The organism is Enterobacter sp. KB-280D8, assembly GCF_041399405.1.
In the GTDB taxonomy this organism is placed as follows: domain Bacteria; phylum Pseudomonadota; class Gammaproteobacteria; order Enterobacterales; family Enterobacteriaceae; genus Enterobacter; species Enterobacter cloacae_N.
In genome coordinates this window covers 52,082-65,114 of sequence record NZ_JBGKEC010000014.1, presented here as the reverse complement: position 1 = coordinate 65,114, position 13,033 = coordinate 52,082, and the positions used below count along the sequence as shown (strand labels likewise).

General features: G+C 48.8%; 14 protein-coding genes. All 14 read left to right on the top strand.

Going from position 1 to position 13,033, the window contains the following annotated elements:
* Positions 1 to 1,072 (top strand): glycoside hydrolase family 19 protein (locus tag AB8818_RS21620; RefSeq protein ID WP_371200011.1); only part of this gene is annotated, 1,072 nt, incomplete at its 5' end.
* Positions 1,073 to 1,170: 98 nt separating this feature from the next.
* Positions 1,171 to 1,788: a hypothetical protein gene (locus tag AB8818_RS21615; protein WP_316387130.1), complete on the top strand. Its 618-nt coding sequence runs from the start codon at positions 1,171 to 1,173 to the stop codon at positions 1,786 to 1,788.
* 40 nt (positions 1,789 to 1,828) lie between these two features.
* On the top strand, positions 1,829 to 2,050 hold the full coding sequence (locus AB8818_RS21610) for a hypothetical protein (protein ID WP_192983278.1): 222 nt from the start codon (positions 1,829 to 1,831) through the stop codon (positions 2,048 to 2,050).
* An 18-nt stretch (positions 2,051 to 2,068) separates the two neighbouring features.
* Positions 2,069 to 2,782: an N-acetylmuramidase family protein gene (locus tag AB8818_RS21605; RefSeq protein ID WP_192983275.1), complete on the top strand. Its 714-nt coding sequence runs from the start codon at positions 2,069 to 2,071 to the stop codon at positions 2,780 to 2,782.
* Positions 2,766 to 3,215 carry a hypothetical protein gene (locus AB8818_RS21600; RefSeq protein WP_192983272.1) on the top strand — a complete coding sequence of 150 codons (450 nt, stop codon included), beginning with the start codon at positions 2,766 to 2,768 and terminating at the stop codon, positions 3,213 to 3,215. The genes AB8818_RS21605 and AB8818_RS21600 overlap by 17 nt, the downstream gene beginning before the upstream one ends.
* A 108-nt stretch (positions 3,216 to 3,323) precedes the next feature.
* Positions 3,324 to 4,094, top strand: a complete 771-nt coding sequence (locus AB8818_RS21595) for a pesticin C-terminus-like muramidase (protein WP_192983270.1) — start codon at positions 3,324 to 3,326, stop codon at positions 4,092 to 4,094.
* A 220-nt stretch (positions 4,095 to 4,314) separates the two neighbouring features.
* Positions 4,315 to 4,848 carry a hypothetical protein gene (locus AB8818_RS21590; RefSeq protein WP_192983268.1) on the top strand — a complete coding sequence of 178 codons (534 nt, stop codon included), beginning with the start codon at positions 4,315 to 4,317 and terminating at the stop codon, positions 4,846 to 4,848.
* A 62-nt stretch (positions 4,849 to 4,910) separates the two neighbouring features.
* On the top strand, positions 4,911 to 5,282 hold the full coding sequence (locus AB8818_RS21585) for a lysozyme inhibitor LprI family protein (RefSeq protein ID WP_192983266.1): 372 nt from the start codon (positions 4,911 to 4,913) through the stop codon (positions 5,280 to 5,282).
* 183 nt (positions 5,283 to 5,465) lie between these two features.
* Positions 5,466 to 5,846 (top strand): hypothetical protein, encoded by a 381-nt coding sequence (locus tag AB8818_RS21580; RefSeq protein WP_371200010.1) that lies wholly within the window; start codon positions 5,466 to 5,468, stop codon positions 5,844 to 5,846.
* Positions 5,847 to 6,147: 301 nt separating this feature from the next.
* On the top strand, positions 6,148 to 6,555 hold the full coding sequence (locus AB8818_RS21575) for a hypothetical protein (RefSeq protein ID WP_192983264.1): 408 nt from the start codon (positions 6,148 to 6,150) through the stop codon (positions 6,553 to 6,555).
* Positions 6,556 to 6,594: 39 nt separating this feature from the next.
* Entirely contained in the window at positions 6,595 to 6,852 is a 258-nt protein-coding gene (locus tag AB8818_RS21570; protein ID WP_192983262.1) for a PAAR domain-containing protein, read from the top strand.
* 2 nt (positions 6,853 to 6,854) lie between these two features.
* Positions 6,855 to 8,015: a hypothetical protein gene (locus AB8818_RS21565; protein WP_192983260.1), complete on the top strand. Its 1,161-nt coding sequence runs from the start codon at positions 6,855 to 6,857 to the stop codon at positions 8,013 to 8,015.
* Between the two features lie 26 nt (positions 8,016 to 8,041).
* Positions 8,042 to 11,413 carry an ImcF-related family protein gene (locus AB8818_RS21560; protein WP_192983258.1) on the top strand — a complete coding sequence of 1,124 codons (3,372 nt, stop codon included), beginning with the start codon at positions 8,042 to 8,044 and terminating at the stop codon, positions 11,411 to 11,413.
* Positions 11,414 to 13,033: a type VI secretion system protein TssA gene (gene tssA / locus AB8818_RS21555; protein ID WP_192983255.1), complete on the top strand. Its 1,620-nt coding sequence runs from the start codon at positions 11,414 to 11,416 to the stop codon at positions 13,031 to 13,033.

The window sequence follows — 13,033 nt, the reverse complement described above, 5'->3', positions numbered from 1 at the left end:
GTGGATCAAGGACGGGTTCACCAGAATTGCGGAGTGGGTACGCCCTGAACGCGGTATCCGGGAAAAACAGGTCTCTGACTACTATAAATCCCTGCTGCGGAAAATGGACAGCGATAACAGTGGCGACCTTTCCGGTGCAGAACTGCGCCAGGCGGTTAATTATGCAGAGCTGGATATCAGAGATATTGCGGCGCGAATGGTGGTCAGACACGACAGTGAATGGTTCGGTGGCAGCAGTCATCACCGCTGGCGAACGTTTTTAAAGCAGCTGGATCCTCTCTGTGTCAGCTATGTCAGACAGTGGTTTGACGACATGGAATGGATGAGTCAGGTGGACGGATTCAGCAGCGGTGAGCCTGTCTGGCATATGCATCCGGTAGTATTTTTGGATGCAATAAACGTAGTTTCGGAGTACGAAGTCACTGTTGAGCTGATCGAAAAATTATTAGGGCATACTAATCCTTGGTTTACAGGTAAAAGAGGCGGGAAGGTATTTTCGACCCATTTCAAAAACAATTATCCTGAAGTTTATGAGTTTAATAAGCAAAGTTTTGTGAGTGAATTTAATGAGCAATTAATTGCATATGGGATTATTGGTGCCTATCATAAAGCACATTTCCTTTCTCAATGTTTGCATGAGTCAGCGCATTTTGATACAACTTTAGAATTTGGTTCTGGACATAATTATGATCCAGGGCAGCATAAAGATGCCGTTAAAAATGGAAATACTGTTGTCGGTGACGGTCCTCATTATAAAGGCAGGGGACTGATTCAGTTAACATGGAAAAATAATTATCGACGCTTCTCTGGTTACTCTGGTGTTGATTGTGTCGCTAATTCTGAGTTGGTTGCCTCGGTGATGAGTAATGCAATTAAGGCATCTTGCTGGTTTTGGCGTAATAATGGTGGTATTCACAAAAAGTATGATGCCAGGGGAGATATTAATATTTTGATTGATAATGAGAAGAATAATGTTGAATTAATTACTCTCGCAGTCAATGGTGGGCGAAACGGTTTACCGGAAAGACAGGGGTATTTCGATGCAATTAAAAAAGAATGGGGTTTGGAGTAATGTCACTAAAAAAAATCATAATGCTTACTGCACTAAGTTTAATCAATATAAGCGCGAATAGTTACACAACTGATTGTAATACTAAGGTATGTGATGGGATGACGTTACCTGCACCTTCTCAAAAATTCATAGAAAAGGGTTATGCAAACATTGAAGTTAAAATGTTAAATGATAGTAAATATCTTTTCCTAAGTAGTGAGGGTGATGTTAATAAATGTTCGGTTATTTTTAAAATTCAAAATGATAAAATAGAAAATTATCCTGCTGCCGGCGAAGATGGGAAGTTGTGCAATGTAACAGCAATAAATGATCATGTTGTAAGTTCCTATCGAGACCAAGGGGCATGGATAAATGACGTGTATAAGACTTTACCAGAACAGCCTTGGACTCTGCTGTTCTCTGATTTTTGCGCTGATTGCCAGCAGGTAAAACGGGTCTATTATAAAGATGGAAAACAAAGCTCTCAGGAATTAATGTCAGAAGGAGAAGACTACTCAAAAAGAAAATCGTTGAATGGTGTTGTTTTAACTCAAAGAGCATCTTTATATTCTCAACCCAATGAACAAGGGATGTTAAAGGCATATTTAATCAAGGGCGATAGGTTTAAGCTTTCTGATATGTCTGGTGATGGTTCGTTTTATCAAATTGAATATACAGCATCATCTGGGAAAAAGATGTCATATTGGATTAAGTCTGACGATTTTGAACTGAACTGAACTGAACTGAACTGAACTGAACTGAACTGAACTGAACTGAATGTATGAAGGGAATAATTGTGCTTATTGCTGGCTCTACTGTGACCTTTCCGGTGAAGAACTGCGCCAGGCAGTTAATTACGCGGAGCTGGATGTCAGGGATATTGCGGCGCGAATGGTGGTGAAGCACGACAGTGAGTGGTTTGGCGGCAGCAGCCATCATCGCTGGAGAACATTTTTAAAGCAGCTGGATCCCCTGTGCATCAGCTATGTCAGAAAGTGATTTGACGACATGGAATGGATGAGCAAGGTGGAGGGATTCAGCAGCGGTGAGCCTGTATGGCATATGCATCCGGTTGTGTTTTTAAGTTCAATCAATGCCCTTAGTCTTCCAAAAACGCCAGTTAATGGTGAATTGGTGTCGTTGGATTTCGTTAATTTTTATAATGGCGAGGTTATTGATGAATCAGATTACGAATTGGCGGCAAATAAATTGAGATGCGAAGTTGCTGCAATAAAAGCTGTAGCTAATACTGAGACAGGCAGTTCTGGCAGTTATTTTAAATTTGAGAGTCATGATGATTATGTTCCAGCAATTTTGTTTGAAAGGCATCATTTCCATAAATATACAAGTGGGAGATTCGATTCTCAATCGGATATTTCAAATAAAAATGCAGGTGGGTACGGTAAAAATTCAGAGCAATACCTAAAGCTTTTAAAAGCGTATGCGCTTGATAAGCGTTCAGCGTTAATGGCAACATCGTGGGGCAAGTTTCAAATTCTTGCTTCAAACTATAAAGCAGCAGGTTATTCATCGCCAGAAGAGTTTGTTAAGTCCATTTCAGAGTCAGAAAAAAATCAATTGGCAGCTTTCGTTAATTTCATCAATTCTGATTCTGTACTTTTGAATGCAATTAGAAATAAGGATTGGCTGTCTTTTGCTTTGAGATATAATGGGCCGAGGCAGAAAGGATACGATTTAAGAATGAGGAGTAATTATGAAAAGAGTAAATAGTATCTTGTTGATAAGTGGATTGCTATCCTTGTCTTCGTTCGCATTGGGTGCTGAGAATTATTTTTCATGTTCAACATCGAAGGGCGAACTATCCTTGCAGTCTAATTCCGATCAGTTGGTATATGAGATGAAAAATGCTAATGGTAAGGTGTTTTCATTTTCATCTGCATCTCCCGCTTATAGTGATTTTTTATATAATCATTACTCGCGCTATCAAACTGACTATATAAATGTAGCGTTTACAAAATATAACTTCAAATATACTGTATTCAGTAATTATGAAGATGGGGAGAGCACTAAAGGAGTTACTGTCACCAATCTGAAAAATAACAGAGAATATACTTATAATTGTAAGGGTGAAGGTGTAGATAAACTTTCTGATTTAATTAGTAAGCTTCAGTGTGATAAAGGAAGCTCTCTTGGGTGCCAGTAACAACAAATGTCTTGATTAATACTCATTGAAATTCTTCCTAGAAGGAAAGTATGTTGTCTCGGTGACAAAAACGCCCACCGTAGTGAAGTCCTGTTCTGTTTTGTAACCATGATCTTTGGCTATCTCGGCGTGGCTTTCAAAGAAGACCGCGTTTCCTGCTCAGAGCATGGTAATCCACTATCGTCCAAGATAACCCAAATTACCGCGCTCTGGGTGTTTCTGTGGCTGTACGCTTATCAGCTTACTGTCAAACACGACAGTGAATGGTTTGGCGGCAGTAACCATCACCGCTGGCGAACGTTTTTAAAGCAGCTGGATCCGCTGTGCATCAGCTATGTCAGACAGTGGTTTGACGACATGGAATGGATGAGCAAGGTCGAGGGATTAAGTGGTGGTGCGCCTGTCTGGCATATGCATCCTGTGGTATTTTTAAATGCAATTGCTGAAAAATATGGTGATACTATTGATTTCAATACAACTTTAGGTTTGTATCAGATATCAAAAAAATCAGCCGAATTCATTTTATCCTGGGAAGGATATGCTCCCAAACCCTATGTTCCTGGTGGGGAACAGTCAAGCGGAGTGACTGTCGGATATGGTTATGATTTAGGGCAACAGACGACATCATCAGCTCGCGAATTATTAAGTGCTTATTACTCAAATGCACAAGTTGAAAGATTGCTGACCGCAATAGGGAAAAAAGGTGATAATGCCAGGGCAATCGTTCATGGACTGGCAGATATAACCATCACTAAAGATAAAGCTTTAGATATGGCAATGGTTCTAAAGCAAAGGCATTGTCAGAAAGTTGTGGATGCTTATCCACAGGCCATTAATCTACCACCGGATAGCGCGGGTGCAATGCTATCACTAATTTAAAATCGTGGTCCATCATTAGCACTTCCTAAACCAAATGATCCAATAGATAGCCGACGAGAAATGAGAGAGATTCGAGATGACTTTGCTCTTGGAAATGAAATTAAAATCCCGAGTCGCCTACGAAGTATGAAGCGATTATGGTCAAATCAGCGAGGTTTGATAAGGCGCCGTGAAGGCGAAGCCCAGTTGATCGAGAACGAGTTAGGTAAAGGTGATTAAAATGAAAGGTATTATAATTAAAGTTATAGCCTTAAGTATACTTTTAGTATCATCATTGGTTTATGCTTGTGGTGATAATCCTAATGCCATGGTTCAAGGACCATTCAAAGATAGCGCATTTAATAATGGAGTCATCTGTTTTCAAAACTCTCCAGATAAAAGAGATGTTGATTTTTATCAAAGTTATTTATCCGTTAACGGGAAGGTTAACAAAATAATTGATACATTTAGTTACTCTGATGCTCCTGCTGAGGTTTCCTCTGTATTCTTTACCACAATTGCTGGCAAGAGAAATGTGGTTGTTCTTCTGCGCTGGAATGTTAATTATTTCACTGATGGTGTCCAGTATCCATATCACTATGAAGTAAAGGCATATAATGCTACTAAAGACTCAAGTTATGAGTTGTTCTTGGATTCAGATAGGGACCCAAATTTATCAGGTTTTCAAACAAAAGATAATGAAAAGATATCTAACTATAAATTAGATAATGCGAGCAAGATAAAAAATTATTTACACAATAAATATGGCGATTGATTTCAGTATACTAAGCATCGACTCGGGTTGGGGCTAATGGTCAATTGGTAAGGTGAATTACCATGAGGAATAAATATTTTTATTTGACACTTGCTGTGCTTATATCATCTTCATTTGCAAAAACTGACTCTCCAAGTGAGTGGGTTAATTATGAGCAAATAAAAGATGCATATTCTAAAGCAGATGCTGAACTGAATTCTGTATATAAGCAACAAATTCAGGAGTATAAAAAAGAAGGGGGGGGGTATGGACAGAGTGAATCACGTGATATATACCTTAAAAAATCACAACTAGCATGGATAAAAATGCGTGATGCAAGTTGTGATTATGAAACTTATGAATCCAAAACAGGGACCGCATTTTCCAGTATATATGAGAAATGCTTGTTGGATAAAACAAATAAGCGGATCGAATATCTCAAACAATTCAACTAATTGTTATGGTATTAACATAAGGCACTATGACGCTAACCACTTTTTATGAAAAACAGTAAATGGCACGTAATTGAGTTTGATAAAAAAAGAAATAGCTGACTGTGTCTGATGGTGACTCTTGGTGTTAGTGAATTTCACATTTCAAATCAGCATCGACTTGAGTGAGTCAAAGGGGAGTGTATTTTGCCTAAAATACTTTGCAGCTTATTGTTTGGACTCTGTTCATTGTCTTTATATGGGCAAGGTGAGGTAGTTCAAGGGCCGTTTAAAATTGATGGCGAAAAAGCAATCTACTTTCAGAGAGAATCAAATCCTGATTTCCCTCTCGGTTTATACTACGATTCCGGAACAAAAAAAACTCAAGTTGATAAATATGAAATGGATGGTGACACTCCAAATGTTGACACAGTATTCTTTATGAAAATTCACAATGTAAAAAACGTTGTTGTTTTAATCTCTTGGCATCAATTGCATCAAGCTGAGTCTATCAATGGGAATACTTATCAAATCTATGCTTATAAATACATTAATGATTTATTGACTCTAAATGATGTGATCACATAGGATCCTGCGTTAAACGGTATGGATGGTGAGTTCAACGGTGATGAAGTGCATTTTAAATATAAAGATGCAGCATCTATTAAGCAATTCATCAAGAGTAAGTATAACTGATTTGAACTGTTTGACTTGAATGTGATTTCGTCTATTTAAAATTAGTGGATGGTAAATCACATGGTTATTCCGGAAGAATTCCCTGTGAATAATAGATTAGAATAATTTTCTGGATGTGAAGGTTTTACGAAGCTGAGTGTCAGGATGCGCTAAATTATATAAATGATAGAATTACAGCTTTAGGGGTTTCTTAATGAAAGTATTAGTTGCGATTTTGTCGGTATTTACTATGTCACTCAGTTTCTTGGCGCATGCGAGTGAAACTGTAGGATGTTTTAGTGCAGGGAAGACGAATGTCAAATTCTTCCAAATATCTCAGGATGGATTGGATATTGGGTATGTTAAGTACGAGTATTCGAAATCAGCTATTCCATTGCTTTTTGTAAAAACAGAAGAACAAGATTCAGCTGACCGTCCCTCATCTTTTACAACCGATTGGAATGAAATGCTTAACGGAAAAGTCAATGGTTATTATACGGTAATGTCACAAGGTGCTCGTTTTTATCAGTTTGATTATAAATCATTAAAAGGAAAAGTTTCTGAATTCTCTGAAAACATAGGTGCATACAATGATGATCGTTCAGATTGTGTGTGGAAGTAATGTTTCTATATTATTCTAAGCGTAACAATAGGAATGCTGATGCAAGGAATTATTCGTCTCGGTGACAGAACCACGCACGGTGGAGCCGTATTGTCCTGCTCAACGACCATGTTTTTTGGTGATATTGGTGTGGCCCGTAAAGGTGATCGAGTTTCCTGCCCTGAGCATGGTGATACCACTATTGTCGAAGGTAACCCAAATTATCGCGATCGTGGTGTTCCTGTGGCCTTCCATGGCCACAAGTGTGGTTGTGGCTGCACGCTTATCAGCTCACTGCCCAATGCTCTGGTGGGGTAAACGTGCCGGTTGAACTTGAGCGCATTCCCGCGCAGGAAAAACTGCCGCCCCGTCCGCGTTTTAAACGCTGGCTCCACCTGGGCATTGTGATGTTGTTGGTAGGGGTTGCGACCACATTCCTGTTCTGGAAGGGCGAGCGCTCAGGTGCCGCTTTCTGGGGGCTGGCAACAGGATTGCCTGTCGTGTTGTGGGGCCTGCTGGTTGTCGGACGCTATCTGGGATATGCCCTTCTTTGCGGGCGCTGCAACCAGAAAAATGCCACGACTGCTGCACGCTACCGTGCAGACGTTGCGCGCGGACAGCGCTTTGCCTGGCTTATCGGCGAAGTCCTGATTAACGGGCTGGGGCCTGCCAGTCCAGTGACGCACGAGGCTGTGTTAGCTAAAAAGCCCCTGATGATGCCCTGTGAGCCCGTTAATGGTGGCAATCCGGTTCGTCACCGGGCGCTGGCCGTCACCGGAGAGATGGCTGACCGTGAAGCGCATTACTTCCAGGAGATCACCGCCCACGTACAGAATCTGGTGTCGTTGCTCCCGCCGACGCTGACCTGCTATCTGTCGGTAGATACCGGTGAACAGTTTTCGACACTGCCATCGCTCCTGCAAAAAAGCGTGTCCCATCCGCTGGTACGCATTCGCGACCTGACAGGGCTGGAAATCCTGGACTACTGGCTGGACTGCCATTATGACCGTGCTGCTGCGTTACTGGTGGTCAGCGCTCAGCTTTACGAACATCCGCCAGAGGACAGTGGCGAGGCCATTTCCATGTTACTGCTGACCAACTGCCGCCTGAAGGACATCCCGGATGTGTCAGTCAGGGTTCACCGGCCGCAGAACTGTAGCGATGGCAATCTCGATCGGGCATTTGAGCGCGTCATGATGTGGTCAGGGCTGGAAAAAACTGCACTGAAGCAGGCCTGGACCAGCGGCGGCCAGATGGCCTCCGGCGATATCTTCAGCAAGGCCCGGGAGGCACATGCCCCGGGGCTTAAAGCCGATAAAATTACCCATATTGATACGGTTGTCGGGTTTGCGGGCGTTGCCGCTCCCTGGCAGGCGTTACAGCTGGCTGCCCGTCAGTGTTTGAGCGACAGCGAAGCCCAGCTAATTGTCACCGAACTTTCAGAAGACAACCGACAACTCTGTATTGTCACCCCGGAATAACTATCAAGGGATTGCTCTCCTCCGTTATGAAAATCGCATCCACTTTTCTGCTTGCGCTGCTTCTGGGCGCACTGTCTGTCTGCCTCATTGGCGGCGCACTCTTGTTATGGCCGGAGTGGGTTAAGGACACCTTCAACATAGGGCCATTCAGTACGACCGGCATAGTGATAATCAGCCTGCTGCTGATGCTGGCAGCATTGATTATCGGCTGGGTGCTTGAAACCGTATTCGCTAAGAACGGTGAGAAACAGGGAAAGCTGGATGTGGTCGCCTCCGGACAGCAGGCTGCTGCATCCCAGCCTGAAGCAAAGCATACCGACGCGGACACCTCCCGGTTTGTGGCTGAGGCGCTGGTCGATCATCTGCGCCTGCGCTACCGCCGTCGCTGGAAAGCCAAAGTTCGCCTGTTGCTGGTACAGGGGACCGACAGTGATATCGAAAAGGTTGTGCCGGGTCTTAAGGGCGATCACTGGCAGGAAAGTGACGGGATTGTGCTTATTTACGGCGGTCTGGCGGAAAGCGTGCCGGATGATGAGTTCCTGTCCGTGCTGAAAGCAGTGCGACCACAGCGTCCGCTGGATGGCGTGGTGCAGGTGATGAACACGGCTGCACTGCCCGATACAGCGAAGCAGGACACGCTGGTGCGTGTACGTCAGAAAACCGATACTCAGTTGGGCTGGCAGCTGCCGGTCTGGCTGTGGCTTGTCCGGGAAGGCTCCTGGGACCAGGACGGAGTGGGTGTACCTCCAGCCGGCGCGCTGTTTGGTCCAGGTGCGACAACGGAAGAGGTCCGTTCGACATTGACCTCACTCTCGTCAGACCTGCAAACCCCAGGCGTGTCGGCGCTGCTGGAGAACTCTCAGCACCACTGGCTGTTGAGCCTGTCTAAAGCCCTGCGCGGCTCGTTGCGACGCTCCCTGATCCCGCTGCTGACCACGCTGATGTCAGGGCCAGCCCCATACCGTCTGCGTGGGGTGATGTTCAGTCCGGCATTGCCCGGGACCGAAACGGTGCCGCATGCGCGCCTTTCACCACCGGTCTGGCAGGCGCTCGAAAACGACAGCCTGCAGGTGCATGCCCGTAAAATCGGTTTCCACTGGCAAAAGGTACTGCGCATGGTGCTGCTCGGTCTGGTACTGCTCTGGGGCGCGGGTACGCTACTGTCCCTGTCCGTCAACCGCACCCAAATCTGGCTGGCTCAGGATACGGCCCGGATTGCTGCTGACACTAAACAGCCTCTGTCGGATCGCCTGCGTAACCAGTTAGCCCTGCAGCAGACCATTGCCCGCCTGCAGAACCGCGAAGTGCACGGTGCGCCGTGGTACACCCGCTTTGGCCTGAACCAGGACAGCGACACGCTGAAGCTGCTCTGGCCATTGTATGCCCGTAACAATCAGGCGCTGATGCGTGATGCACTGGCTGACGAACTTCACCGTCAGCTCAACGCTTTCGTGCAGTTGCCTCCGGCAAGCACCGCACGAACGTCAGCCACCCAGAAGACCTATGGCCTGCTTAAAGGCTACCTGATGCTGGCCCGTCCAGACAAAGCGGATGCGGAGTGGCTGGCGGGCAATATGCTGAAGGCCTGGCCGCACCGCAGCGGCGTGCCGGACAGCGTGTGGCAGACCCAGGCGCCGAAGCTGCTCGGCTTCTGGGCGCAGAACCTGCCGGCACACCCGGAGTGGAAAATCTCTCCTGACCGCGAACTGGTGGGCACTGTACGTCAGATCCTGCTCAAACAGATTGGTCAGCGTAACGCGGAAAGCGGTCTGTACCAGGAGATGCTCGGGCGTATTGCCCGTAACTGGCCGGATTTAACCCTGTCTGACATGACCGGCGATACGGATGCGTCAACCCTGTTCTCCTCGGAAGAGATGGTGCCGGGGATGTTCACCCGTCAGGCGTGGGAAGAGCAGGTTGAAGATGCGATTGATGAGGTAGTGAAGACCCGCCGTGATGAAATTGACTGGGTGCTGACCGACAAAACCCATCAGCCGGGCAGTGATGTGTCACCGGAAGCGCTGAAACAGCGCCTGACTGAGCGTTACTTCACTGACTTTGGCAACGCCTGGCTCAACATGGCCAACAGCATTCAGTGGCACGAAGCGTCATCGCTTTCGGAGGCCATTGCGCAACTGAACCTGCTGGCGGATGTGCGCCAGTCACCTCTGGTGGCGCTGATGAATACGCTTGCCTGGCAGGGTCAGACGGGGGCCAAAGGAGAAGCCCTGGCTGACACCCTGGTGGACTCGGCGAAAAAACTGGTGGAGCGTCAGAAGAGTGCAAAACAGTTTATTGAACAGGCGCAGGGGCCGAAAGGGCCGCTGGACGGCGTCTTTGGGCCGCTTACGGGGCTGATGGCCGGCAAGGACGGTACCGGCTCAAACGGTAACCTCAGCTTCCAGTCCTGGCTTGCCCGTGTAACCCAGGTGCGTCTCAAGCTGCAGCAGGTGACCAGCGCCCCTGACCCGCAGGCGATGGCGCAGATGCTGGCCCAGACTGTTTTCCAGGGAAAAGCCATCGATCTGACCGACACCCGTGACTACGGCTCTCTGGTAGCGGCAAGTCTCGGGCAGGAGTGGAACGGTTTCGGGCAGGCGCTGTTTGTGCAGCCGCTCGATCTGGCCTGGCGTCAGGTGCTGGCTCCGGCGGCAGGCAGCCTCAATGCCCGCTGGCAGAGCACCATTGTTTCGCAGTGGAACACCGCCTTTGCCGGACGCTATCCATTTAAGGCCACCGGCAGCGATGCTTCACTGCCACTGCTGGCCCAGTTCCTGCGCAGCGACTCCGGGCGTATCGCGGCATTTATCAAAACCAACCTCGGGGGCATGCTGCATCAGGAAGGCAACCACTGGGTGGTGGATCCGGCTGCCAGTCAGGGAATGAGCATCAGTCCGGCGTTTCTTGCCGCCATCAACAAGCTTGCCGATATCTCGGATATCGTCTTTGCCCAGGGCGATGCCGGGGTTCATTTCGAACTGATGGCCCGACCGTCACGCGATGTGGCCCGCACCCAGCTGACGCTCGATGGTCAGAAACTGGATTACTTCAACCAGATGGAAAGCTGGCAGAGCTTCACCTGGCCGGGCAATACGTATTACCCCGGTGTGGATCTGAGCTGGCGCTCAGTCAATACAGAAATGCGCCTGTATGCCAGTAATCAGGGAAACTGGGGCTTTATCCGTTTGCTGGATAAGGCGCTTATCACCCCGCTCGACAGCAGCCGTACCCAACTGGTGTGGATCACGCCGGACGGTAATCCTCTGAAATTTATCATGCGCAGTGAGCTTAGCAACGGGCCATTGGCGCTGCTCGAACTGCAGGGCTTCAGTCTGCCACAGACTATTTTTTCCGTGGGCGCGACTGACGGCTCACTCACCCTTGCCGGAGACGAATAAATGGCGACTGCAGAAACGCTCCTGACCCTGTGTCTTCCGGATGCGGTCCAGCGTACCACACTGCTCGCTAAGAGCCGGGAAAGCCTCTCCCTGTGGTCGCCGTGGCTGACACCACTCCCGACTGGTAATGGAGCCGGGGATGACCCGACCTATGAGGATGATTTCCAGCTGATGCGCGAGGAGATCAACAAGCTTTCCGGCACCGATACCGGGGTGCTTTGTCGCCTGGCGGAAAGCATTCTGACCCAACATGCCCGCGACATCCGGGTGGTGACCTGGTACACCATGGCTCGTCTGCAGCGCGATGGCGATACCGGTCTGACGGATGGCATCCTGCTGCTGGCAGCCATGCTGGAGCAGGCGGGGCAGCACTGCCACCCACAGCGCAGCACCGCAAGACTGGCCGCACTCGACTGGCTGAACAGTGAGAAAGTGCTCGATACATTCTCTCGCTGGCCGGACGTGACGCGTGAGGAGACAGGCAGAACAGCAGCCGCGCTGTGCTTGCTGGAAACGGCCCTGGAACAGCTGCCGGATGCGGAACGCCCTGACTTTGCCGGTTTGCTGCGCAGGCTGGAAACCCGCCTGGCTGGTAGCGGCGGGCTGGATACACCGGTGGCTTCATCAGGACCGGATGGCTCAGGTGAAAGCACCCACAGCACACTGACGTCAGGCATTGATGTACCGGAAACCGTGGCTGTCAAATCGGAAGTGGAACTGGTCCGTCAGCTGCGGGTGCTGTCCGGCTGGGTGGTTGAGCAGCCGCAGGGCTGGCTTGCCGCTCACAGGATGATGAAGGCCGCCCGCTGGGACCTGGTGACGCAACTTCCGGCTCTTGATGCAGCCGGGCGGACGCGCCTACTGCCGCCAAAGGCTGACTACCGCGCCCAGCTTAAACGTCTCTACCTGCAGCAGAGCTGGACTGAACTGGTTGAGCAGGTGGATGTGATGTTCTCTGAGGGCGGTAACCGCTTCTGGCTCGATTTGCAGTGGTATCTGTGGCAGGGGCTGAGCCGGGCTGGTGGGCCGTGGGAGCACTGGGCGGAGTACATACTCAGCGACCTGAGGCTGTTACTGAAACGCCTGCCAGGCCTGGAGACGCTTGCCTGGAACGATGGCACGCCGTTGGCCGATGAGGTGACACTGAACTGGATTGCTGAAATGGTTAACGATGAGATGCCCGGGTTTGCCGATGCGCCTGCGGTGGCAAACGGAGGCCAGACGGATGACATATCTGCGCTGGAAGTGGAAGCGATGGAAAAAGGTGACCGCGATGGCCCGGAAGCAGCGCTGACCTGGCTTCAGAATCGTCCGGACATGGCCTCACCCCGAAGCCGCTGGTTAATTCGTTTACTCATGGCACGGGTGGCAGAGCAGTACGGCCGCAACGAGCTTGCCCTGCACCTGCTCGGTGAGCTCACAGCTAGTGCACCGCACCTGACCCTCGGTGACTGGGAGCCTGGACTGTTGTTTGACGTGCTTGCCCGCCGTCTTCGGCTGTTGCGTCTGAAAGCTGGTCGCAGCGAGAGCGACAAATCCCGGCTCACCCCTGAAATGGATGAACTGCTGGCTGGCTTGATTTCCATTGACCCCGCCCGGGCGATGGTGCTGTGCGGTTAG

Excerpts from the sequence above, each read along its gene's own strand:
- tssA (WP_192983255.1), top strand. The coding sequence starts at position 11,414 with ATGGCGACTGCAGAAACGCTCCTGACCCTGTGTCTTCCGGATGCGGTC.
- AB8818_RS21570 (WP_192983262.1), top strand. The coding sequence starts at position 6,595 with ATGCAAGGAATTATTCGTCTCGGTGACAGAACCACGCACGGTGGAGCC.
- AB8818_RS21575 (WP_192983264.1), top strand. The coding sequence starts at position 6,148 with ATGAAAGTATTAGTTGCGATTTTGTCGGTATTTACTATGTCACTCAGT.
- AB8818_RS21600 (WP_192983272.1), top strand. The coding sequence starts at position 2,766 with ATGAAAAGAGTAAATAGTATCTTGTTGATAAGTGGATTGCTATCCTTG.
- AB8818_RS21585 (WP_192983266.1), top strand. The coding sequence starts at position 4,911 with ATGAGGAATAAATATTTTTATTTGACACTTGCTGTGCTTATATCATCT.
- AB8818_RS21595 (WP_192983270.1), top strand. The coding sequence starts at position 3,324 with ATGATCTTTGGCTATCTCGGCGTGGCTTTCAAAGAAGACCGCGTTTCC.
- AB8818_RS21610 (WP_192983278.1), top strand. The coding sequence starts at position 1,829 with ATGTATGAAGGGAATAATTGTGCTTATTGCTGGCTCTACTGTGACCTT.
- AB8818_RS21590 (WP_192983268.1), top strand. The coding sequence starts at position 4,315 with ATGAAAGGTATTATAATTAAAGTTATAGCCTTAAGTATACTTTTAGTA.
- AB8818_RS21605 (WP_192983275.1), top strand. The coding sequence starts at position 2,069 with ATGAGCAAGGTGGAGGGATTCAGCAGCGGTGAGCCTGTATGGCATATG.
- AB8818_RS21560 (WP_192983258.1), top strand. The coding sequence starts at position 8,042 with ATGAAAATCGCATCCACTTTTCTGCTTGCGCTGCTTCTGGGCGCACTG.
- AB8818_RS21615 (WP_316387130.1), top strand. The coding sequence starts at position 1,171 with ATGACGTTACCTGCACCTTCTCAAAAATTCATAGAAAAGGGTTATGCA.